The 23,665-nt window shown below is 63.0% G+C and carries 17 protein-coding genes and 1 tRNA gene; 1 reads left to right on the forward strand and 17 read right to left on the reverse strand.

The window, feature by feature from the left end:
* Positions 1-245 precede the first annotated feature (245 nt).
* Complete coding sequence (mltF, locus tag AB5Y51_RS15620) at positions 246-1,739, reverse strand: membrane-bound lytic murein transglycosylase MltF (protein WP_109112009.1); 1,494 nt, start codon at positions 1,737-1,739, stop codon at positions 246-248.
* 149 nt (positions 1,740-1,888) lie between these two features.
* Here mltF and purL point away from each other — a divergent pair, with 149 nt between their 5' ends.
* The gene (gene purL / locus AB5Y51_RS15625; protein ID WP_368178710.1) at positions 1,889-5,782 is read left to right on the forward strand and encodes a phosphoribosylformylglycinamidine synthase; all 3,894 of its coding nucleotides are present in this window, start codon (positions 1,889-1,891) and stop codon (positions 5,780-5,782) included.
* Between the two features lie 268 nt (positions 5,783-6,050).
* Here the strand turns inward: purL and nuoN are convergent, their stop codons facing one another.
* The 16 genes from nuoN to AB5Y51_RS15705 form a co-directional block, all read right to left on the reverse strand.
* Positions 6,051-7,514, reverse strand: a complete 1,464-nt coding sequence (gene nuoN, locus AB5Y51_RS15630) for an NADH-quinone oxidoreductase subunit NuoN (RefSeq protein ID WP_039038715.1) — start codon at positions 7,512-7,514, stop codon at positions 6,051-6,053.
* Between the two features lie 43 nt (positions 7,515-7,557).
* Positions 7,558-9,075 (reverse strand): NADH-quinone oxidoreductase subunit M, encoded by a 1,518-nt coding sequence (nuoM, locus tag AB5Y51_RS15635; RefSeq protein ID WP_010675038.1) that lies wholly within the window; start codon positions 9,073-9,075, stop codon positions 7,558-7,560.
* A 69-nt stretch (positions 9,076-9,144) separates the two neighbouring features.
* Positions 9,145-10,992: an NADH-quinone oxidoreductase subunit L gene (gene nuoL / locus AB5Y51_RS15640; RefSeq protein ID WP_368178711.1), complete on the reverse strand. Its 1,848-nt coding sequence runs from the start codon at positions 10,990-10,992 to the stop codon at positions 9,145-9,147.
* Positions 10,989-11,297, reverse strand: coding sequence for an NADH-quinone oxidoreductase subunit NuoK (gene nuoK, locus AB5Y51_RS15645; RefSeq protein ID WP_010675036.1), 309 nt, complete (start codon positions 11,295-11,297; stop codon positions 10,989-10,991). Before nuoK ends, nuoL begins: the two co-directional genes overlap by 4 nt.
* Positions 11,298-11,376: 79 nt before the next feature.
* On the reverse strand, positions 11,377-11,916 hold the full coding sequence (gene nuoJ / locus AB5Y51_RS15650; RefSeq protein ID WP_010675035.1) for an NADH-quinone oxidoreductase subunit J: 540 nt from the start codon (positions 11,914-11,916) through the stop codon (positions 11,377-11,379).
* Between the two features lie 9 nt (positions 11,917-11,925).
* Positions 11,926-12,468 carry an NADH-quinone oxidoreductase subunit NuoI gene (nuoI, locus tag AB5Y51_RS15655; RefSeq protein WP_010675034.1) on the reverse strand — a complete coding sequence of 181 codons (543 nt, stop codon included), beginning with the start codon at positions 12,466-12,468 and terminating at the stop codon, positions 11,926-11,928.
* Between the two features lie 90 nt (positions 12,469-12,558).
* The gene (gene nuoH, locus AB5Y51_RS15660) at positions 12,559-13,524 is read right to left on the reverse strand and encodes an NADH-quinone oxidoreductase subunit NuoH (protein ID WP_010675033.1); all 966 of its coding nucleotides are present in this window, start codon (positions 13,522-13,524) and stop codon (positions 12,559-12,561) included.
* Complete coding sequence (gene nuoG, locus AB5Y51_RS15665; RefSeq protein WP_266136456.1) at positions 13,521-16,250, reverse strand: NADH-quinone oxidoreductase subunit NuoG; 2,730 nt, start codon at positions 16,248-16,250, stop codon at positions 13,521-13,523. Before nuoG ends, nuoH begins: the two co-directional genes overlap by 4 nt.
* A 57-nt stretch (positions 16,251-16,307) precedes the next feature.
* The gene (gene nuoF / locus AB5Y51_RS15670) at positions 16,308-17,693 is read right to left on the reverse strand and encodes an NADH-quinone oxidoreductase subunit NuoF (RefSeq protein WP_041211564.1); all 1,386 of its coding nucleotides are present in this window, start codon (positions 17,691-17,693) and stop codon (positions 16,308-16,310) included.
* Positions 17,690-18,229 (reverse strand): NADH-quinone oxidoreductase subunit NuoE, encoded by a 540-nt coding sequence (gene nuoE / locus AB5Y51_RS15675; RefSeq protein WP_010675030.1) that lies wholly within the window; start codon positions 18,227-18,229, stop codon positions 17,690-17,692. Before nuoE ends, nuoF begins: the two co-directional genes overlap by 4 nt.
* A 72-nt stretch (positions 18,230-18,301) precedes the next feature.
* Positions 18,302-20,071, reverse strand: coding sequence for an NADH-quinone oxidoreductase subunit C/D (gene nuoC / locus AB5Y51_RS15680; RefSeq protein WP_197713285.1), 1,770 nt, complete (start codon positions 20,069-20,071; stop codon positions 18,302-18,304).
* 38 nt (positions 20,072-20,109) lie between these two features.
* The gene (locus AB5Y51_RS15685; RefSeq protein WP_010675028.1) at positions 20,110-20,784 is read right to left on the reverse strand and encodes an NADH-quinone oxidoreductase subunit B family protein; all 675 of its coding nucleotides are present in this window, start codon (positions 20,782-20,784) and stop codon (positions 20,110-20,112) included.
* A gap of 29 nt (positions 20,785-20,813) precedes the next feature.
* Positions 20,814-21,218, reverse strand: a complete 405-nt coding sequence (locus tag AB5Y51_RS15690) for an NADH-quinone oxidoreductase subunit A (protein WP_039038710.1) — start codon at positions 21,216-21,218, stop codon at positions 20,814-20,816.
* A gap of 256 nt (positions 21,219-21,474) precedes the next feature.
* The gene (locus AB5Y51_RS15695; protein ID WP_041211562.1) at positions 21,475-22,350 is read right to left on the reverse strand and encodes a flagellar motor protein MotB; all 876 of its coding nucleotides are present in this window, start codon (positions 22,348-22,350) and stop codon (positions 21,475-21,477) included.
* Complete coding sequence (locus AB5Y51_RS15700) at positions 22,328-23,086, reverse strand: flagellar motor protein (protein ID WP_039038709.1); 759 nt, start codon at positions 23,084-23,086, stop codon at positions 22,328-22,330. The genes AB5Y51_RS15695 and AB5Y51_RS15700 overlap by 23 nt, the downstream gene beginning before the upstream one ends.
* Positions 23,087-23,573: 487 nt before the next feature.
* Positions 23,574-23,661 (reverse strand) — tRNA-Ser (locus AB5Y51_RS15705).
* Positions 23,662-23,665 lie beyond the last annotated feature (4 nt).

The following is a 23,665-nucleotide window of genomic DNA, read 5'->3' on the forward strand; positions in this document are numbered from 1 at the left end:
TTGCGTTTCATGTCGGCCAGCTTGAGCTTGCGTCTCGGGCTCCAGGCACATTTGGTTTTTCGGGCCAACATGGCTCTTCTGCGTGCTCGCATCCTGTTCTCCTCCCTGGTCTTGCGTGGGGCCGAAAGGGCCCTTGGCAGGAACTGCAACGCAATGAATACATTGCAATAAGTTCGCTCCAGCGCCCTTCGTATACCCAAGGATGGTAACAGAGAACAGGGCAGGAAAACACACCCCCGGCGAGGCTAGGGGGTGATGATCTGTTTGACCACTTCGGCGATGATGGCCGGACGCTGTGCCGGCACGTCCGGCTCGCTGCTGTCGTCCTCGTCCAGCTCCTCCCGACGATGGGCCTTCTGCTGTTCGTTGTCGAGCCAGAGCAGGCTCTGGTAGTACTGGCGCACGTTGTTGACATAGTTGCGCGCCTCGCCGCCACGGGCATAGCCATAGCGTACCTTGCGATGCCAGCGTGACTGCTGCAGCAGCGGCAACACCTCTTTCACGTCGCTCCAGGCGTCCGGGTTCTTGCCCAGCTCTTTGGTCAGGCGGCGGGCATCCATCATGTGGCCGTAGCCGATGTTGTAGGCGGTGAGGGCAAACCACACTTTCTCGTCCGCCGGGACCGAGTCGGGCACCTTCGCCATCATCTCCTGCAGGTAGCGGGCGCCCCCCTTGATGCTCTCTTCCGGGTGGGTGCGATCGTTTACCCCCATCGCCTTGGCGGTCGGACCGGTGAGCATCATCATGCCGCGCACCCCGGTGTAGGAGCGTGCCTGGGGATCCCAGTGGGATTCCTGATAGCTGATGGCGGCCAGCAGCCGCCAGTCGATATCCTTGGCGTGGGTCTGGAACAGCGCCTGGTACTTGGGCAGCAGGCTCTTGGCCCGTTGCAGGAAGGTACGGGTGTCGACGAAGTCGAAGTTCTGCACGTGGCCGAAGTACTTCTCGTCGAGCTTGGCGATGGCGCCATCCATGAAGCGCTGACCGAAGAAGTCGATGATGCTGGCGTAGAGGCTGTCGTCGGGCAGCTTGGTCATGGCCCAGGCCACGGTCTGCTTGCTGGCGAGGGTCAAGCCTTCGGTGAGTTCGGGGTAGTAGCGCTGGGTACGGGCCAGTATGGTGTCCTGCACCACCGTGTAGTCCACCTTGCCGTCGGCGACCTGCTTGAGCAGCTCCTCCACGTCCGCATCCCGATTGGTGCTCCACTTCAGGTTGGGGTACTGCTTGGCCAGCTCCTTCATCAGGTCCTCGCCGGTAGAGCCCGCCGGCACCACTATGTTGCCCTTGATGTCACCGAGGTTCTTGGGCCTGGAGGAGCCGTTGCGATAGACCAGCTTGGGGGAGACCTGGTAGAAGCCAGGGCCGAAGCGGAACAGCTTGCGCCGCTCCGGGGTCACGACGATGGCGGCGGCGGCGAGATCCAGCTTGCCCTTTTGCAGTTGCTCGACCAGCTCGGCGGTGCTGTAGGCCGGTACTATGGTCAGCTTGACCCCCAGCCAGTCGGCGTAAAGCTGCGCCAGCTCGTAGTCGAACCCCAGTGCGGTGTCGTCACGCTGGTAATAGGAAGTGGGGCCATAGAGGGTGCCAACCCGGATCTCGCCTCGCTGGCGGATCTGCTCCAGTTGGCTGGAGGGGTGGTAGAAGTCGCAACCGGCCAGGGCCAGCGTCAACATCATCCCGATGAACAGTCGAAAAATGCAGCGCAAGTAGGTGAGTACCCTTGTTGAAAAAATCGGCATTTGTCAAAAAAGAGGCACCTTTATACCAGAGAGTATGAAGGGAGTCACACCGCGCGAGATGAGAAAAACGTTTGTTCAGGATGGGCCTGATCCCTATAATACGCGCGTCTCAAATCCCCCCACACTCTAAAACTTGGTGAGAAAGGTATATGGAAATCTTGCGTGGTGCCCCAGCACTGTCTGAGTTTCGTGTCCACAAGCTGCTGCAGAGCTGCGCACAGAGAGGAGTAGAGATAGCAAGCGTCTATGCGGAATACGTGCATTTTGCCGAGCTGACGAGCCCGCTGTCGCCCCCCGAGCGAGCGACCTTGGGCCAGCTTCTGCGCTACGGCCCGACCATCCCGGAACACACCCCCAGCGGTCAGCTGTTCCTCGTTACCCCCCGCCCCGGCACTATCTCCCCCTGGTCTTCCAAAGCAACCGACATCGCCCACAACTGCGGCCTGAAACAGGTCAAGCGGCTGGAGCGCGGCATTGCCTATTACGTGCAGGCCAAGGGTGAGCTGAGCGTGGCCCAGCGCAGCGAGATCGCGGCCCTGCTGCACGATCGCATGATGGAAGTGGTCTTTGCCGAGATGAACGAGGCCGCCGCCCTGTTTGCTCACCACGAGCCGCGCCCCTTTACCCAGGTAGATGTGCTGGGTGGTGGTCGCGCCGCCCTGGAAGAGGCCAACGTGACCCTGGGTCTGGCCCTGGCCGATGACGAAATAGATTACCTGGTGACCAACTTCACCCGGTTGGGTCGCAATCCCAACGACATCGAGCTCTACATGTTTGCCCAGGCGAACTCCGAGCACTGCCGTCACAAGATCTTCAACGCCGACTGGACCATCGACGGGCAGCAGCAGCCCAAGTCGCTGTTCAAGATGATCAAGAACACCTTCGAGCAGACGCCGGATCATGTCCTGTCTGCCTACAAAGACAACGCCGCGGTGATGGAAGGCAGCCAGGGTGGCCGCTTCTTCCCGAGCCCCGCCAACGGTGAGTACCAGTATCACCAGGAGCGCGTCGACATCCTGATGAAGGTGGAGACCCACAACCACCCGACCGCCATCTCTCCCTTCCCGGGTGCCGCCACCGGCTCCGGCGGCGAAATCCGCGACGAGGGTGCGACAGGCCGTGGCGCCAAACCCAAGGCGGGCCTGGTGGGCTTCTCCGTCTCCAACCTGCGCATCCCCGGTTTCGAGCAGCCCTGGGAGCAGGACTTCGGCAAGCCGAGCCGCATCGTCAGCGCCTTTGACATCATGCAGGAAGGGCCCCTTGGCGGCGCCGCCTTCAACAACGAATTCGGTCGCCCTGCCATCCTGGGTTACTTCCGTACCTTCGAAGAGCAGGTGCCGAGCCACAACGGCGTCGAGGTGCGCGGCTACCACAAGCCCATCATGCTGGCGGGTGGTATCGGCAACATCCGCAGCGAGCACGTTCAGAAAGGGGAGATCCCGGTGGGGGCGGCCCTCATCGTGCTGGGTGGTCCGGCCATGAACATCGGCCTGGGTGGCGGCGCAGCCTCCTCCATGGCTTCCGGTCAGTCTGCCGAAGATCTCGACTTCGCCTCCGTGCAGCGTGACAACCCCGAGATGGAGCGTCGTTGCCAGGAAGTGATTGACCGCTGCTGGCAACTGGGGGACGACAACCCCATTGTCTTCATCCACGACGTGGGCGCCGGTGGGCTCTCCAACGCCATGCCGGAGCTGGTGAGCGACGGGGAGCGCGGTGGTCGCTTCGACTTGCGTGCCATTCCGAACGACGAGCCGGGCATGAGCCCGCTGGAAGTCTGGTGCAACGAATCCCAGGAGCGCTATGTGCTGGCCGTGGCCCAGGACAAGCTGCCTCTGTTCAAGGCCTTGTGCGAGCGCGAACGCGCCCCCTATGCCGTCATCGGCACCGCCACCGAAGAGAAGCATCTCACTCTCTCTGATGATCACTTTGACAACCAGCCCATCGATCTGCCGCTGGACGTGCTGCTTGGCAAGGCGCCCAAGATGCACCGCGACGTGCAGAGCCTGCCCGCCCAGGGCAAGGCGCTGCAACTGGACGGCATCACCCTCAGCGACGCCGCCGAGCGCGTGCTGCGCCTGCCGACCGTGGCGGAGAAGTCCTTCCTCATCACCATCGGCGATCGCACCGTAACGGGCCTCGTCAACCGCGACCAGATGGTCGGCCCCTGGCAGATCCCGGTGGCTGACTGCGCCGTCACCGCCGCGACCTACGACAGCTACCACGGTGAAGCCATGTCCATGGGCGAGCGCACCCCGGTGGCGCTGCTCTCTCATGCCGCCTCCGCCCGCATGGCGGTGGCCGAGGCCCTGACCAACCTGGCACCGGCCAATATCGGCTCCCTCAAGCGGGTCAAGCTCTCCGCCAACTGGATGTCCGCAGCCGGGCACCCGGGGGAAGATGCGGGTCTCTACGAAGCCGTGAAAGCGGTGGGCGAAGAGCTCTGCCCGGCCCTTGGCATCACCATCCCGGTGGGCAAGGACTCCATGTCCATGAAGACCCGCTGGCAGCAGGACGGCGAGGAGCGCAGCGTCACCTCGCCGCTCTCCCTGCTCATCTCGGCGTTTGCCCGGGTCGAGGACGTGCGCAATACCGTGACGCCGCAACTGCGTACCGATCTCGGTGAGACTGACCTTATCCTGATCGACCTTGGCAACGGCAAGCAGCGCCTCGGCGCCTCCGCCCTGGCCCAGGTCTATCGCCAGCTTGGGCAAAGCGCCCCGGATCTGGACAACCCGGTCCAGCTCAAGGGCTTCTTCAACGCCATCCAGGCGCTGGTGGCGGATCGCAAGCTGATTGCCTACCACGACCGCTCCGACGGCGGCCTCTTCGTCACCCTGACCGAGATGGCGTTTGCCGGTCACTGCGGCCTCGACATCCAGCTCGATCGCGTGGGTGGCGACCTGCTGCCGGCCCTGTTCAACGAGGAGCTGGGTGCCGTCATCCAGGTTCGTCGCGAAGACAAGGAAGCGGTGCTGACCCTGCTGGCCGGTCACGGTCTGGCAGCCTGCTCCCACGTGCTGGGCACGGTGCGCGAAGACGACCTCATCCTGTTCCAGCGCGCCGGCAGCGAGGTTTATCGCGCTAGCCGCACCGCCCTTCGCACCATCTGGGGCGAGACCAGCTGGCAGATGCAGCGCCTGCGGGACAACCCGGAGTGCGCCGATCAGGAGCATGCCGCCCGCCAGGACGCCACTGATCCGGGTCTGCAGGCCAGGCTCACCTATAACCCGTCCGACGACGTGGCCGCGCCCTATATCGCTCGCGGGGTTTCTCCCCGTCTGGCGGTGCTGCGCGAGCAGGGGGTCAACTCCCACGTGGAGATGGCGGCCGCCTTTGACCGCGCCGGCTTCACCGCTGTCGACGTGCACATGAGCGACATCCTCGAGGGGCGTATCAAGCTGGAAGATTTCCAGACCCTGGTGGCCTGTGGCGGCTTCTCCTACGGCGACGTGCTGGGGGCGGGGGAAGGCTGGGCCAAGTCCATCCTGTTCAACGACAACGCCCGTGAGCAGTTCCAGCGCTTCTTCGAGCGCGGCGATACCCTCTCCCTGGGGGTGTGCAACGGCTGCCAGATGATGTCCAACCTGCGTGACCTCATCCCGGGGGCGGATCTCTGGCCGCGCTTCGTGCGCAACCGCTCCGAGCGCTTCGAGGCGCGCTTCAGCCTGGTGGAAGTGCAGGACTCCCCGTCCGCCTTCTTCGCCGGGATGGCGGGCTCCGTGATGCCGATTGCCGTCTCCCACGGGGAAGGGCGCGTGGAAGTGCGCGATGCCGCTCACCTGGCTGCGCTGCAACAGAGCGGTCTGGTGGGGCTGCGTTTCGTGGACAACCGCGGCAACGTCACCGTGCAATACCCGGCCAACCCCAACGGCTCCCCTGACGGTATCACCGCGGTGACCAGTGCGGACGGCCGCGCCACCATCATGATGCCGCACCCGGAGCGGGTGTTCCGCACCGTGGCCAACTCCTGGCACCCGGACAACTGGGGTGAGGATGGCGCCTGGATGCGCATGTTCAGAAACGCGAGAGTCCGTCTGGGCTAAGCGCCAGCAAGAAACCAAAAACCGGCCCTTGTGGCCGGTTTTTTTATGGGCGTGGATCTGAGAATAGGGAGGGCAGGAGGAGACGAGCACGATGGGGGCGAGGCCGTCTTCAGCTCGCTGCTCCGCCAGCCGCTTGCTGGAGGATAGGGGATGGATTGAGGGGAGGGATCTGGTATCGCCTGCCAGACGGGCAAGCCGGAGCGGGCCTTGGCGGACATAAAAAAACCGGCCACGGAGGCCGGTTTTGCTGTGTGAGCTGAACCTGAGGCTAGCGCAGCACCACGTGCTGGAAGCCCTGCACCAGGCTGATGACAGGCTGGGGGTAGATGCCGAGCAATACCACCAGAATGGCGGAGAGCAGCACCACCAAGCCCCCGGAGGAGAAGGCCCAGTCGGCCCTGGCATCGCGCAGTTGCATGCCGGGTTCACGCAGGTAGAGGGTGACCATGACCCGCAGGTAGTAGTAGAGCCCCAGGGCACTGCCGAGCACGATGGCGCCACTGAGCCACCACAGCTTGGCATCGACGGTGACACCGATGAGGTAGAACTTGCCGATGAAGCCCAGCGTCATGGGGATACCCGCGAGGGAGAGCATCATCACCGTCATCACGGCCGTCAGATAGGGGCGCTTCCAGAACAGACCGCGATAACTGTGCAGGGAGTCCGCATCCTTGCCGCGATAGGGGCTGGACATCATGCTGATGACGCCGAAGGCCCCCAGGCTGGTGAACAGGTACATCAGCAGGTAGACACCCGCCGCTTCCACCGGCATCTCGCCGAGGCGGCTTGCCACCACCACTGCCAGCAGATAGCCGAAGTGAGAGATGGAGGAGTAACCCATCATCCGCTTGATGTTGGTCTGGATCAGCGCCAGGAGGTTGCCGACCACGATGGAGATGACTGCCATGGCCGCCAGCAGCCAGTGGATCATGGGATCCGAGGTGGCGGGTACCGCCAGGTAGAAGCGCAGCAGCACGCAGAACACGGCTATCTTGCTCACGGTGGCGAGGAAGGTGGCCACCGGTGCCGGCGCCCCTTCATAGACGTCCGGGGTCCAGAGGTGGAAGGGGGCGAGGGACAGCTTGAACGCAAAGCCGACCAGCATCAGGCCAAAGCCCCCCATCAGCAGCGGATGGTGAGCCGGGCTCTGGGCCAGGGTCACACCGAGATCGCTGAAGCTCAGGCTTCCGGCCTGGGCGTAGAGCAGTGCCATGCCGAACAGCAGGAAGGCGGTGGCACTGGCGGAGAGCACCATGTACTTGATGCTGGCTTCCAGCGAGTGCCGCTCGCGATAGGCATACCCCACCAGACCGAACATGGGCAGGGTCAGCATCTCGATCCCGATGAAGAGCGAGGCGAGGTGACGGGAGGCCGCCAGCACCAGACCACCGGCGGTGGCGATGAGCAGCAGCAGGTAGAACTCTTCCCGGTTGTCCGGATAGCCCTTGAGCCAGGTGCGACCGAAGGTGCAGGTGGCCAGGGCCCCGATGAGCACCAGCCCCATGTAGAAGACCGCGTAAGCGTCCACTTGCAGCAGGGGAGTGACCCCCTGATCCCCCTGGGCCATCACGATGGGCAGGGAGAAGAGCGCGAGGTTGAGGCCGATGATGGTGACCACGAAGGCGGTGTCGTCACAGCGCTTCCAGGCGATGGCCAGCATCAGGGCCACCATGGCCCCCGTGGTCAGCAACAGGGGCAGCAGGGCCAGCAGTTGAGAAACAGTAAACGTCATGACAGTGCTCCCGACATGGACAAGGAAGGCGAAAGAGAAAGCATCATTGCAGCGCCCCCGTGCCCGGCAGCGCGTACCAGTGCAGCACGCTCAGGAGGCTGCTGCTGGCGGTGTCGAGCACCGGCTGGGGATAGAGACCGAGCAGCACCAAGAGGCCGGCGATGGTCAGCATCATGGTGAGTTCCCGGGTATCGAGCCCCTTGAGCATGCTCTCCTCCCGGGGCGTCCCGAAGCAGGCCCGTTGCAGCATGATGAGGGAGTAGACCGAGGCCAGCACCAGCCCGAAGGTGGCGATGACGGTGATGACGGGGGCCACCTGGAAGCTGCCGATGAGGATCAGGAACTCGCCGACGAAGTTGCCGGTCCCCGGCATCCCGAGGGATGCAACGGAGAAGAACAGCATCACGCCGGGCAGGTAGCGCAGCCGTCCCCAGAGACCGCCCATCTGGCGCAGATCCCGGGTGTGCAGACGCTCGTAGAGCTGACCGCACAGGATGAAGAGGCCAGCGGCCGAGAGCCCGTGGGCAATCATCTGTACTACTGCCCCTTGCAGGGCCAGCTCGCTGCCCGAGTAGATGGCGATCATCACGAAGCCCATGTGGGAGATGCTGGTGTAGGCAACCAGCCGCTTGATGTCGGTCTGGGCAAAGGCCAGCAGGGCGCCATAGACGATGCCGATGAGGCCGAGCACCATGGCGTAGGGGGCAAACTCGGCGGACGCCTCGGGGAAGAGCGGCAGGGTAAAGCGCAGCAGGCCGTAGGCCGCGGTTTTCAGCAAGATGCCCGCGAGATCCACGGAGCCTGCGGTGGGCGCCTGGCTGTGGGCATCAGGGAGCCAGCCATGGAGCGGCACCAGGGGCATCTTGACCGCGAAGGCGATGAAGAAGCCCAGCATCAGCAGCCACTGTACCGTGCTGCTCATGGGGGTGTTGAGCAGTTCCTGATAGTTGAAGGTGAAGACTCCGGTGGCGGCGTGGTGGGTCAGTACCAGGCCCAGGATGGCCACCAGCATGATGAGGCCGCTCGCCTGGGTGTAGATGAAGAACTTGGTGGCGGCGTTGATGCGCGACTTGCCATCGGTGACCGAGTGGCCCCAGAGCGCGATCAGGAAGTACATCGGCACCAGCATCATCTCCCAGAAGAAGAAGAAGAGGAACAGATCCACCGCCATGAAGACGCCGAGCACGCCCCCCAGGATCCACAGCAGGTTGAGGTGGAAGAAGCCGATGCGCTGGACGATCTCCTTCCAGGAACAGAGGATGGCCAGCACGCCGATGAAGCTGGTGAGGATCACCATCAGGAGCGACAGCCCGTCCACGGCGAGGTGCAGGGAGATGCCGAAGCGGGGGATCCAGGGTTGTTGCCACTCGGCTGCCCAGACGGGGAGGCCGGGGTTGGCGAGGGTGAAGTCACCACCGAGCCAGATGGCGCTGGAGAGCACCAGACAGGCGCTCATGGAGGCGAGGGCCACCCAGCGGACAAACTGTCCGCCGAGCCGCTCCATCTGCCAGCAGAGCAAGCCGCCGATGAAGGGAATTAGCAAGATCCAGAGTAAGGTCACGATATCAGCTCTCATCTAGGTTCTAGTCGGGCAGGCGCTGAGCCTGCCACACAATATTGGGCTCATGGATCAGCCGAGCAGCAGCAGGGCCAGGATCAGGGCGGCGCCCATCCCCATGGAGGCCGCGTACCAGCGCAACTTGCCGGAGACGGTCCAGGCCAGCAGCTGATGCCCCCCCTGGGCCAGCACGGCGGGCAGGTTCATCATCCTGTCCAGCGGATCCTTGCCGAGCAGGCGAGTCGCCAGCAGGTAGGGCTTGACCCAAATCAGGTCATAAAGCCAGTCAAAGCCCCAGGCATTGAACCAGAGGGTGGACAGAGCCCGCCCCGGCGCACTCTGTGCGATCCCCTTCGCCAGGCGACGTTCGCCGAGGAAGAGGAAGGCGGCCAGCGCAATGCCTGCCACGGCGATGACGCCGGAGAGGATCTCGAGGCCATGGCGTCCCTCTTCGATGTGATCCCCGGGGCCGGCCGGCAGCACTCCTGCCAGCGGTGGCACGATGAGGGCGCCGACTCCGGTGGAGAGCACCAGCAGCACCAGCAGTGGCAAATGGTGGGCCAGGCCGTGTCCGGCGTGAGCCTGGGTCTGCTCCTTGCCGTGGAAGGCGATGAAGATGAGGCGGAAGGTGTAGAGGGAGGTGAGGAAGGCACCACCCAGACCGGCCCACAGCAGGGCGCTCTGGCCGCTGGCCTGCACCTGCCAGAGGATGGCGTCTTTACTGTAGAAACCGGCGGTCACCAGCGGCAGCGCGGCCAGGGCCGAGCCCCCCACCAGGAAGCAGGCATAGACCAGTGGCAGCGATTTGCGCAGCCCCCCCATCTTGAAGATGTTCTGCTCGTGGTGGGTCGCAACAATGACGGCCCCGGCGGAGAGGAACAACAGCGCCTTGAAGAAGGCGTGGGTCATCAAGTGGAAGATGGCCCCTTCCCAGGCGCCGACCCCCAGGGCCAGGAACATGTAGCCTATCTGGCTCATGGTGGAGTAGGCCAGGATCCGCTTGATGTCGGTCTGCACCAGCGCCGCAAAGCCTGCCAGCACTAGCGTGATGGCACCGACCAGCGCCACCAGATGGAGGATCTCCGGGGCCAGCAGGAAGAGGCCGTGGGTGCGGGCTATCAGGTAGACGCCGGCAGTCACCATGGTGGCCGCGTGGATCAGCGCCGAAACCGGGGTCGGACCCGCCATGGCGTCCGCCAGCCAGGTCTGCAGCGGCAGCTGGGCTGACTTGCCGACCGCGCCGCCGAGCAGCATCAGGCAGGCAAACGACAGGGCAGGGGAGCCGTCGGCAAACATCGCAGGGGCGCGCACCAGCAGCTCGTGAATGTTGAGGGTGCCGAGCTCGCGGTAGAGCACGAAGAGCCCGATGGCGAGGAAGACGTCGCCGACCCGGGTCACCACGAACGCCTTGAGGGCGGCGGCGCCGTTGTTGCGATCCTTGTAGTAGAAGCCGATCAGCAGGTAGCTGCACAGCCCCACTCCTTCCCAGCCCAGATAGACGAACAGCAGGTCATCGGCCAGCACCAGGAACAGCATGCTGGCGATGAAGAGGTTGGTGTAGGTGAAGAAGCGCGAATACCCCTCTTCCCCGCGCATGTACCAGGAGGCGAACAGGTGGATGAAGAAGCCCACCCCGGTCACGACCCCCAGCATGGTCAGCGACAGCCCATCCAGGGAGAGACGGAAGGCGGGCTGGAACTCGCCCACCGTCATCCACTGCCACAGGGTCTGGGTATAGACGCCGCCTTCCGGCATGGTATTGAGAAAATCGATGCCGACCCACAGGGTAGTGAGGGCCGAGAGACCGATGCTGCCGACACCGATGAGCGCCGAGGTGCGCTCGCCGAGGCGGCCGAGGGAGAAGGCCAGCAGCAGCCATCCCAGCAGCGGGAACAGGAAAGTCAGATATAGGAGGCTCATCCGCGCATCTCGCTCACAGTGTCCACGTTCAGGGTGTGGTAACGACGATAGAGCAGCAGTAACAGGGCGAGGCCGATACTGGCCTCCGCTGCCGCCAGAGAAATCACCAGTATGTACATGATCTGGCCGTCGGCCTGGGCCCAGCGGCTACCCGCCACCACGAACGCCAGGGCGGACGCGTTCATCATGATTTCGATACTCATGAGGATAAACAACAGGTTGCGGCGTATCAGCAGGCCGCACAGGCCGATGGCAAACAAAATGGCCGCCAGCAGGAGGCCGTGCTCCATGGGAATTCCACTCATCGCCATGCTCCTTGTGCTTGCTGGATGGAAAGGGGGCGGGCTGCCGGCAGCGAGCCATGCATCACCACGGGGATGTCGCTCATTGCTGACCTCCTTCCTGTGTGGTGCGAGGCACGGAGAGCACTTCCCCGCTCTTGTCCTCGCGGCCCAGGTGATAGGCGGTGACCAGACCCGCCAGCAGCAGGATGGAGGCGAGCTCCACCGCCAGCACATAGGGGCCGAACAGGGCAATACCGACCTCCTTGGCGCTGACCTCGGTCAGACCCAGTTCACCGCCGGTCACGCCGAGAATGCCGTGGGCCAGAAAGCCCAGCAAAATGAGGGAGAGCAGGGCCGGGCCACCCCAGGTCATCGGGGTGAGCCACTTCTTCTCCTGATCCTGGGCGCTCCCCAGGTTCAGCATCATCACCACGAACACGAACAGCACCATGATGGCGCCAGCGTAGACGATCACCTGCAGGGCCCCCGCAAAGGCGGCGCCCAGGCAGAAGAAGATCATGGCCACGGCGATGAGGGAGATGATGAGATTGAGCAGCGCATGCATGGGGTTGCTGGTGCTGATCACCCGCAGCGTGCTGTAAACGGCGACCAGGGCCGCGGCATAGAATGCCAGTTCCATGATTGACTCCTAGGGCAGCAGGCTCTTGACATCGATGGGCTTGGCTTCGTTCTCGGCATCCCCTTTGGGTTTGCCGTCGATGGCCATCCCGCTCATGCGGTAGAAGTTGTAGTCCGGGTATTTGCCGGGGCCGCTTATCAGCAGATCTTCCTTCTCGTACACCAGATCCTGGCGACGATACTCCCCCATCTCGAAATCCGGCGTCAGCTGGATGGCGGTGGTGGGGCAGGCCTCCTCGCACAGGCCGCAGAAGATGCAGCGGGAGAAGTTGATGCGAAAGAACTCCGGGTACCAGCGACCATCTTCCCGCTCCGACTTCTGCAAGGAGATGCAACCGACCGGGCAGGCGACCGCACACAGGTTGCACGCCACGCAGCGTTCGTCCCCATCGGGATCCCGGGTCAGTACGATGCGACCGCGAAAACGGGGGGCGGCGTAGACCGGCTGCTCCGGGTAGCTCAAGGTTTCACGGGGGCGCCAGGCATGGGAGAAGACCATCCCAAGACTGCGCAACTGGGTGCCAACACCCTTGATAATGCTCGTAATTTTCATAGGTGCCTCACTGCACATTTATCAGCACTGGCGTCTGGGCGTTTCCTTGCCGCAGACCGCCGAATCATCGTCATGTCCATCTCGTTTTGCTTACGCATTCATCAGCACCACGGCAGCGGTGACCAGCATGTTGAGCAGGGTCAGGGGCAGGCACACTTTCCAGCCAAAGGACATCACCTGGTCGAAGCGCGGGCGGGGCAGGGAGGCCCGCAGCAGGATGAAGAACACCATGAAACAGGCGGTCTTCAGGGCGAACCAGATGAAGGGCGGCAGCCAGGGGCCGTGCCAGCCACCGAAGAAGAGGGTCACGATGAGGGAAGAGATCAGCACGATGCCGATGTACTCGCCCACGAAGAAGAGACCCCACTTCATGCCCGCGTACTCGATGTGATAACCGTCGGCGAGCTCCTGCTCGGCCTCCGGCTGGTCAAACGGGTGGCGGTGGGTGACGGCGACCCCGGCAAACAGGAAGGTGACGAAGCCCAGGATCTGGGGGATCACGTTCCACATGCCGGCCTGGGCCTCGACGATGTCACGCAGGTTGAAACTGCCGGTCTGGATGACGATGCCCATGAGCGAGAGGCCAAGGAACACCTCGTAGGAGAGGGTCTGGGCCGAGGCGCGCAGGCTGCCGAGCAGGGAGTACTTGTTGTTGCTCGACCAGCCGGCGAACAGCACGGCATAGACCGCCAGCCCGGCGATCGCCAGGATATAGAGCAGCCCCACGTTGAGATCCGCCACGCCCCAGGTGGGGGTGATGGGCACCACCGCAAACGCCAGGATGAAGGCGGTGAAGGCGATGATGGGGGCCAGCACGAAGATCCGGCGATCCGCAAAGGGCGGGATCCAGTCCTCCTTGAAGAACATCTTGACCATGTCGGCGGCCAGTTGCAGCAGGCCGAAGGGGCCAACCCGGTTGGGGCCGTAACGGTCCTGCCACAGTGCCAGCAGTCGGCGCTCGATGAAGCTCATGAAGGCACCAGCCCCCACGATCCCCACGAGCACGACCAGGGCCTTGCCGACCTCGATCAGCAGATCCATCAGAGAGTCGCTCATGCGATGACCTCCTGCAGGTTATCGATCAGGGCGTGGTGCAGGGCGGTCGGCAGGCCGTTCACCCCGAGTGGTAACCCTGCCAGGCCCGGAGCCAGCGCATCGCTCAGGCGCAGACGCAGGCGCCAGTGGTTGCCACCCCAGGAGAAGGCCACCAGCGCGTCAGGGGACAGTGCCAGGCGCGCGGCATCCGCCGGGTTCAGTACCAGGGTGGGTTCCCCCATGCGAGCCTGGATGACCGGGCTTCTGGCGGAGAGCTCCTCGCCACCGAACAGCTGGTCATAGCTCACCACCTGCAGGGATGCGGCGGGCTGGAAGGGGGCCGGGATGGCGCCAAACCAGCCCAGGTTGCCTTCGCCCGGCTCCAGCAGGCGGCGACCGGGATCCCCGGCACGCAGGTTGCCACCCACCTCGTCCTGGAACTTGTTCCAGGCGGAGGGGGAGTTCCAGCCCGGCGCCCAGGCAAACGGTACCTGGGAGAGGGGCTGGCGGGCACCGGCGTAGCCTTCCATGGAGAAGGCGAACGGCGAATCGGGATCCTGGGCGACTCTGGGCTCGCTCACGTTCTGGTTCGCCAGCATGGAGGTGCGACCACTGTAGCGGTGCGGCTCCCGGGCGAGCTTCATGCCGCGAATGCGCAGGCCGGCGTTGGGTGCAGCTTCACCCATGGTGGTGAGCAGCGGGGCGCTGGCGGCACAATCGCGACTCACATCGTCGAAGGTGCTCCAGCGAACCGAACGCGGTTGCTGGCTCCCTTGCAGGGCATCCAGCCAGCGCCAGCTTTCGCGCACCTGGATATCGGCGTTGTAGAAGGCGGGAGCATAGACCTGGAAGAAGCGCTGGGCGCGGCCTTCCATGTTGACCAGGGTGCCATCGCCTTCGGCAAAACTGGCGGCAGGCAGCACCAGATCCGCCTTCTTCGCGGTGGCCGTCTCCTGATGGTCGATGACCAGCAGGTGTTGCAGGCGATCCAGGGCGGCGTCCACTCGGCTGCGGGGGGCTCGGCGGTAGAGGTCGTTCTCAAGAACGACCAGGGCAAGCCTCTCTTCCCCTTCCATGCGCTCGAGGGCTGCCTCCAGCGGGGCGGCATGCCGGGCCAGCATGGCCAGTCCCAGGCTGTTGGCTTCCTGAGCCACCAGGGCAAGCTCCGCGGCCTGGCCACGGCCCTTGAGGGCGCGGGCGATGTTGCTGGCCGCTTCGATCAGCGCCTCGTTGCGGGCACCATTGCCTGCGATGATGAGGGGCTTTTTGGCGTTGCCAAGCAGATCGGCCCATTGGGCGGCGAGGGCCTGCTGTTCGGGGGAGAGAGCCGTTGGCGCCGGTGCACTGGCATCCAGCAGGTGGGCGATGGCAAACCCGAGGCGCGCCTGATCCGCGTGGGGGGCGTGCAGGGTGCTGCTCGCCACGTCATCCAGGCGGGTGGCATCCAGACTGGTGATGAGCAAGGGGTAGCGCTGGTTCTGGGCCAGGGTCTGCACGGCGGCGACCTGCCAGAGATCCACCTTCAGCTTGCGGGCAATTTCGCGCCCCTTGCCTTTCACCGCCTGGCGCAGGGCCAGGGCGATGCGTGCGGCGGTCTGGGTGACATCTTCCCCGAGCACCAGCACGGCGTCGGCCTCTTCCATGTCGCGCAGGCTGGGAGTACGCACGCCGCCGTGCTCCAGAATGTCCAGCATCTTCTGCAGGCATTTCCATTCGCTCTGCTCGACCCCGGAGTAGAAGTTGGCGGCCCCCACCAGTTCGCGCAGGGCGAAGTTGCTCTCCAAGGAGGCGCGGGGTGAGCCGATGCCGATGACGCCGCTGGCGGTGCGCAGCGCATCCGCGGCCCGGTTCAGGGCACCATCCACCGTGATGGCCAGCTTGTCACTGCCATCTTGCAGCAGGGGTTGGCGCGGGCGGTCGGTCAGATTGACGTGACCGTAGCCAAAGCGGCCGCGATCGCAGAGGAAATAGTGGTTCAGGGCGCCGTGGAAACGGTTCTCGATGCGGCGCAGCTCGCCGTAGCGCTCACCCGGGCTGATGTTGCAGCCGACCGAGCACCCCTGGCAGATACTGGGGGCGAACTGCATGTCCCACTTGCGGTTGTAACGCTCGGAGTGGGTCTTGTCGGTGAAGACGCCGGTGGGACAGACCTCCACCAGGTTGCCGGAGAATTCGCTCTCCAGAGTGCCATCCTCGACCCGGCCGAAGTAGACGTTGTCATGGGCGCCATAGACCCCGAGATCCTCGCCACCGGCGTAATCCTTGTAATAGCGCACGCAGCGGTAGCAGGCGATGCAGCGGTTCATCTCGTGGTTGATGAAGGGGCCCAGATCCTGATTCTGGTGGGTGCGCTTGGTGAAACGGTAGCGGCGGCTGTTGTGGCCCGTCATTACCGTCATGTCCTGCAGGTGGCAGGCGCCACCCTCTTCGCACACCGGGCAGTCGTGGGGATGGTTGGTCATCTGCCACTCCACCACCGTCTTGCGAAACTCCTTCGCCTCTTCATCCTCGATGGAGATATAGGTGCCATCGGTGGAGGGGGTCATGCAGGACATGACCAGGCGGCCGCGCTTGTCGTCGGCATTCTGATACTGTTTGACCGCGCACTGGCGGCAGGCACCGACGCTACCCAGCGCCGGGTGCCAGCAAAAATAGGGGACGTCCAGACCCAGCGACAGACAGGCTTGCAGCAGGTTGTCTGCCCCGTCTACCTCGTACTCTTTACCGTCTACATGAATGGTTGCCATACAACTTCCCTGAAACCTGTTTTATGAAATCGGCTATTGCCCGATGCGTCCTGGCGCTTACCAGCGCTCGCCCAGCAGGTTGGGCTGGATACCCTTGAACAGCTTGTGATTGTCATGGGGGGCCTTGACCCCGGCCTCGAACTCGGACCGGAAATACTTCATCGCACTGCCAAGGGGCTCGACGGCGCCGGGGGCATGGGCACAGAAGGTCTTGCCCGGGCCCAGGAAACTGACGAGCTGTTCCAGAGTCGCGAGATCCTCGGGTTGGCCCTCGCCCCGCTCCAGCGCCCGCAGGATCTTGACGCTCCAGGGCAGGCCGTCGCGGCAGGGGGTGCACCAGCCGCAGGATTCGCGGGCAAAGAACTCCTCCATGTTGCGCAGCAGTGAGACCATGTTGATGCTGTCATCCACCGCCATGGCAAGGCCCGTACCCATGCGGGTGCCCACCTTGCCGATGCCGCCAGCGTACATCTGGGCATCCAGGTGCTCGGGCAGCAGGAAGCCGGTGCCGGCGCCGCCCGGTTGCCAGGTTTTCAGGCGATAGCCGGGCTTCATGCCGCCTGCGTACTCCTCGAACAGCTCGCGGGCGGTGATGCCAAAGGGCAGCTCCCACAGGCCGGGATTGTTGACCTTGCCGGAGAAGCCCATCAGCTTGGTGCCGTGATCTTCCGAACCCGGCAGTGCCAGCCCCTGATACCAGGCCACACCGTTGCCGATGATGGCGGGGACGTTGCACAGGGTTTCGACGTTGTTGACGCAGGTGGGCTTGCCCCAGACGCCGGAGACGGCGGGGAAGGGGGGTTTGGCCCGCGGGTTGGCGCGCCGTCCTTCCAGGGAGTTGATGAGGGCCGTCTCTTCGCCGCAGATGTAGCGACCTGCGCCGGTGTGGACGAACAGCTCGAAGTCAAAGCCCGAGCCCAGGATGTTCTTGCCAAGGAGCCCCGCGGCCTTGGCCTCTTCCACGGCGCGGCGCAGGTGGATGGCGGCATCCACGTACTCGCCGCGCAGGAAGATGTAGCCGCGATAGGCCTTGAGAGCCCGGGCACTGATGATCATCCCCTCGATCAGCAGGTGAGGCAGCTGCTCCATCAGCATGCGGTCTTTGTAGGTATTGGGTTCCATCTCGTCGGCGTTGCAGAGCAGGTAACGGATGTTCATGCTCTCGTCTTTGGGCATCAGGCCCCACTTCACGCCGGTGGAGAAACCGGCGCCGCCGCGTCCCTTGAGGCCGGCGTCCTTGACGGTGCTGACGATGTCATCCGGGCTCATCTGGCCAAGGGCCTTGCGGGCGGCCTCATAGCCCTGTTTTGCCTGATACTCCTCGAGCCACACCGGCTGGCCATCGTCCCGCAGGCGCCAGGTGAGAGGGTGAGTCTCGGCGGTGCGGGGGATGCGATTGGCGGTGCCGAGGGAGGCAAGCGTCTTGCCTGGCTGAATGCTCATGGGTAAGCCTCCAGGGTTTTCAGCAGGCTGACGGCATCGAGTCCGCCATAGGTATCGTCATCGATCATGATGGCCGGCCCCTTGTCGCAGTTGCCGAGGCAGCAGACGGGCAACAGGGTGAAGCGGCCATCCGGGGAAGTCTGACCGGGGGCCAGATTGACGACCTCTTTCAGACCGGCAAGCAACTGCTCGTGGCCGTTGATGTAGCAGACCATGCTGTCGCAGACACGGATGATGTGACGACCCACCGGCTGGCGGAAGATCTGGCTGTAGAAGGTGGCGACCCCTTCCACGTCGCTGGCGGGGATGCCGAGCTCGGCGCCGATGGCGTGAATGGCGCCGTCAGGCACCCAGCCACGGGCCTGTTGCACTATCTTGAGCGCTTCGATGCTGGCTGCACGGGGATCTTCGTAGTGGTGTTTCTCGTGTTCGATGGCATCGCGCTCAGCCTGGCTCAGGACGAAATCTCCCTGCTGGCTGCTGCATGCCCCTTGCCCTTGTGGGGTCTGGTTATTGTGACACTGACATTGGCTCATGACTTGACCTTTTGTGGCTTGTCCCTTTACTGCGCGTCTTGCCCTTCGCCCCGGCTGCCGGGGCGAGAGGACTCAACGATCCACATCTGACATAACGAAATCGATACTGCCCAGGTAGACGATAAGATCCGACACCATCTGGCCGCGGATCACCGAGGGGATCTGCTGCAGGTGGGCGAAGCTCGGGGTGCGGATCCGCGTCCGGTAGCTCATGGTGGATCCGTCGCTGGTCAGGTAATAGCTATTGACCCCCTTGGTCGCCTCTATCATCTGGAAGGACTCGGCGGCCGGCATGACAGGCCCCCAGGAGACTTGCAGGAAGTGGGTGATCAGGGTTTCGATGTCCTGCAGGGTGCGCTCTTTGGGCGGTGGCGTGGTGAGCGGGTGATCCGCCTTGAAGGGGCCCTCAGGCATGTTTTTCATGCACTGCTCGATAATCGACAGGCTCTGGCGGATCTCCTCGATGCGTACGGTGGCGCGGTCGTAGGCGTCCCCGTTGCTGCCCACCGGCACCTCGAACTCGAACTGATCGTAACCGGAATAGGGGCGCCATTTGCGCACGTCAAAGTTGAGCCCCGTGGCCCGCAGACCGCCCCCCGTGGTGCCCCAGGCCAGGGCCTGGGCCGTGTTGTAGGCGGCGACGCCGATGGTGCGGCCCCGCAGTATGCTGTTGCGCATGGCCGCCTTTTCATACTCCATCAACCGCTTGGGCAGCCAGCTCAACAGGTTGTCCTGGATGAGGCGGGTCCAGCCGGCAGGCAGATCGTGGGCCACGCCGCCGATGCGGAACCAGGCCGGGTGCATGCGGGCTCCGGTGATGGCCTCGATGATGGTGTAGATCTTCTGGCGGTCCGTGAAGGTGAAGAAGACCGGGGTCATGGCCCCCACGTCCTGAATGTAGGTGCCAAGGAACAGCAGGTGGCTCTGGATGCGGAACAGCTCCGCCATCATCACCCGGATCATGTCGACCCGCGCCGGCACCTTGATGCCGGCCAGCTTCTCGACCGCCAGCACATAGGGCAGGTTGTTCATCACGCCGCCCAGGTATTCGACCCGGTCGGTGTAGGGGATGTAGCTGTGCCAGGACTGGCGCTCGCCCATCTTCTCGGCGCCGCGGTGGTGATAGCCGATGTCGGGCACGCAGTCGCGGATCTCTTCCCCGTCGAGTTGCAGCACCAGGCGGAAGGCGCCGTGGGCGGAGGGGTGGTTCGGCCCGAGGTTCAGGAACATGTAGTCCTCGTTCTCGTTGCCGCGGGCCATGCCCCACTCTTCCGGCTTGAACAGCAGGTTGTCCTGCTCCTGATCCTGCTTGACCGCATCGAGCATGAAGGGATCAAACTCGGTGGCGCGCGCCGGGTAGTCCTTGCGCAAGGGGTGCCCTTGCCAGCTCTTGGGCATCATGATGCGGGTCAGATGGGGGTGGCCATCGAAGGTGATCCCCATCAGATCCCACACTTCCCGCTCGTACCAGTTGGCGTTGGGGAAGTGGCGGCTGACGGTGGGCAGATGGAGATCACTCTCCTTGAGCGCCACCTTCAGCATCACGTCGGCGTTACGGTCGATGGAGATGAGGTGATAGAAGACGGTAAAGTCGCTCTCTGGCAGGCCGTGGCGATGGCTGCGCATCCGTTCGTCGGTGGCGCTGAGATCGAACAGCATCACGAAGGGGGAGGGCAGCTTTTGCAAGAAGCCCATCACGTCCAGCAGCAGATCCCGGGAGAGCCAGATGACCGGCACGCCGGTACGGGTGCTCTGCACGGTGAAGCGCTCGGCACCGAAGTGGGCGAACAGCTCGCCGACCACCTGGGCATCGGCGTGATCGGCGGTTTGCCACTGGGCCATGGTGTAATTGCTTGGGAATTCTCGAGTCAGTTTCATGATCAGATCTCATCCGGCGTGCGCAGGTTGGTCACGTTGATCCGCTCGCCGCGCTTGCGTTCCTTCTCGGATTGCATCTGGGGACGGTAGATCCCCTGATCCCCCACCACCCAGGAGAGGGGGCGGCGTTCCTTGCCGATGGACTCCTGCAGCAGCATCAGGGCTTGCAGGAAGGCCTCGGGGCGGGGCGGGCAGCCCGGAATGTAGACATCGACCGGCAGGAACTTGTCCACCCCCTGTACCACGGAGTAGATGTCATACATACCGCCGGAGTTGGCGCAGGCCCCCATGGAGATGACCCACTTGGGCTCGAGCAACTGCTCATAGAGCCGCTGGATGACAGGGGCCATCTTGATGAAGGGGGTGCCGGCAATCACCATGAAGTCGGCCTGACGGGGGGAGGCTCGTATGACCTCAGCACCGAAGCGAGCCACGTCGTGGGGAGAGGTGAAGGCGGTACACATCTCCACGTAGCAGCAGGAGATGCCGAAGTTGTAGGGCCAGAGGGAGTTCTTGCGGCCCCAGTTGACGGTGTCTTGCAGCACCTCTTCGAGGCGCCCGATCATGATGCCGCGGGTCGCTTGCTGCGCCAGTGGATCATCGACGGTCTGGCGCTGTTCCTGGGGGTAGCGCTCAACGGGCGCATCCGGGTCAATCCGGGTCAGGGTGTACTTCATGGTGCAACCTCAAAGAGATAATCGGTAGTTCAGTCTGGTTTCTTGTCAGTCAGGACACGCTTTTTCGGGGCCCAGTCGAGGGCACCAATGCGCCACAGGTAGAGGAGGCCTACCAGCAGCAGGGTGATGAAGATGGTGGCTTCGATGAAGCCGACCCAGCCGCTCTCCCGAACGGAGACGGACCAGGCAAAGAGATAGAGGGCTTCGACATCGAAGATGACGAAGAACATGGCGACCAGGTAGAACTTGGCGGAGAAGCGCAGGCGGGCGTTGCCGACGGAATCCACCCCGGATTCGAAGGGTTTGTTCTTGGCACGGCCATAGGCGCGTCCCCCCAGCAAGGCCGCCAGGCCTATCATGGTCAAGCAGATACAGATGGCGCCAATGACATAGACAGCAAAAGCCCAGTGCTGGACGGCAATATCAGCAAACATATAGGTTTTTCCCTAACCAAATTAATCATGTGACTTAACAATGACGTTACGTAGTATGCCACTTTCGTACTGATTTACATGTCATTTCAAAGGATTAATTATTAATCAACGGGATGAAAATTGTGTTTTGCTAGCGGGGTCAACTTTCTCGTTTGAGAATTGTTTTCAATCGTTTGTATTTAGCAGAAAAAAACCGGATAGTTTGAAAATCCGGTGGATGGCAGGAAACAAAAGACCCCGCATGGCGGGGTCTGTTTCAGGGTTGGAGAACGGGGAGGCTCTGCTCTGCCGCCTTGCCCTGGGAGAGCACGATCTCCACCCGGCGGTTGGCCTGGCGGTGAGCCGTGGTATCGTTTGGATAACGGGGTTGGGTATCCGCCACCCCCTGGGCGATCAGCCGTCGTGAATCCAGCTTGGGGTTGGTCAGCAGGGTGTGGGTGATGGTGGCCGCCCGCAGCACCGACAGCTCCCAGTTGTTGCGATAGAGCTCCACCGGCGCCTGGGAGTTGTCGGTGTGACCGGTGACCACCACCATGCCGGGGATGTCCGCCAGCACGTCCGAGACCTTGTTGACCAGCGGAATGAACTGGGGCTGCAAGAAGGCGGAGTCGGCGGGGAACAAGGTCTTTTCGCCGATGCGGATCACCAGTTGGCTGCCAAGCTGCTCCACCTCGATCTCCTTGGACTCGATTTGGCTCTTGAGCTGCTGATCCAGCTTCTGCTTGGTGACCGTGACCCAATCCTGCTCCTTGGTTTTGTGGGGCCAGGACTCCGTGGCCGTAGGTTTCTCCGAGGAGCCGATGGTCTCGTTGAAAGGGTCGGCCGCCGCTGCGGGCGTCTGGGTATCCAGCACCTGCTCTTTCTGGGAGGTATTGGGGGTGGTCTTGGACTCGGGTTCCAGTATACCTGTGCCCCCCTGCATCACGGGGGAGCCGGCGGGAAGGGAAACCAGCCCTATCTTGCCAAGAGATTCGATAAAGCCCTGAATGAGCACGCGAGTCTCCGACTGTTTGGCCATGGCGAAGGAGTAGAGCACCACGAACAGGGCGAACAGCAGTGTCATGAAGTCGGCGTAGGAGACCAGCCAGCGTTCGTGGTTCTCCGGCGCCTCAGCCTTTTTCTTTTTCGCCACTGTGGCCTCCGAGGTAAGGCTCAAGGGTCACTTGCAGCCGTTGCTGTGACTCGCCGTCCACGATGCAGAGGATGCCGGTGAGGGTCATCTCCTTGTAGTGGCGGATCTGGTGGGCAAACGACTTGTAGCGGTTGCCGAAGGGCAGGAAGATGAGGTTAGCGGCCGACACCCCGTAGATGGTGGCGATAAAGGCCACCGCGATGGCGCCCCCCAGCTTGTCGGGGGCATCCAGCAGGCCCATGGCGTGAATGAGGCCAAATACGGCCCCGACGATCCCCATGGTCGGGCAGTAGCCCCCCATGGCCTCGTAGAATTTGACGGTCTGTTCGATATCTTCCTGCTCGAACTCGATCTCGTTTTCCAGTACCTCGTGGATTTTGGTCTTCTCGTAGCCATCGACCATCATCTGTACCCCTTTTTGCAGGAAGGGATCCTTGATGTCGTCGATCATGCCCTCCAGTGCCAGCATGCCACTGCGCCGTGCATTGCCCGCCAGGGTTTCAAGCAGTTGGGCCTGCTCCAGCATGTCGAGGCGCAGGGGAGTGATGAGCCACTTGAAGCGCTTGAGGGTTTTACCAACCACGGAGAAAGGAAACTGGGTCAGTGCGGCACCGACGGTACCGCCGATCACGATGAGAAAGGCGGGCAGATCGAGCAGGGCGCTGGGGTGCCCCCCTTCTATCATGTTGCCACCCAGAATGGCTGCCAGGGCCAGCAGCAAGCCAATAAGACTCATTTGTCCATATCCCTATGCGATGTGTGAGGCTAGTGTAGCCATTTAACTATCAGTTTTTCAAAACGATATCCAATCGGTGAGCAATATCCGAGAGGTTGCGCAGACCCGGTAGTGTCCGGTGGCATCGGCCTGTGCCGCCTGATCTGCAGAGCAGGTTGACGGTGCCGACATGGCAGGACGAGGCGGTTATCCAAGTGATATCACAATATACTGTGCTATCCGTGATAGGATATTGGTTATTTATATCGTCACTTTCTCTTTGATTGGCGTAATGCGCTATCAACGAGAGAGGGCTGGCTGCCCTCGGGGCATATCCCTTGTCGGCAGAGAGCAGAGAGGCGGAAGGGGTGGGATTGGCTGGGTGGCACTTGGCCAGGTATCGCGGCAAGCCGTTTTTTCTGGCCCCGCAGATGACGGGTTTCTCTTGTCAGGGGGCTGGCAGACGCCTTGAAGCAAAAAACCGACCCTGAGGTCGGTTTTTACAATTTGGCGGTGAGGGAGGGATTCGAACCCTCGATACGTTGCCGTATACACACTTTCCAGGCGTGCTCCTTCAGCCACTCGGACACCTCACCAAAT

It is taken from the genome of Aeromonas sp. R7-1, from assembly GCF_040908115.1.
GTDB classification, from domain to species: domain Bacteria; phylum Pseudomonadota; class Gammaproteobacteria; order Enterobacterales; family Aeromonadaceae; genus Aeromonas; species Aeromonas caviae.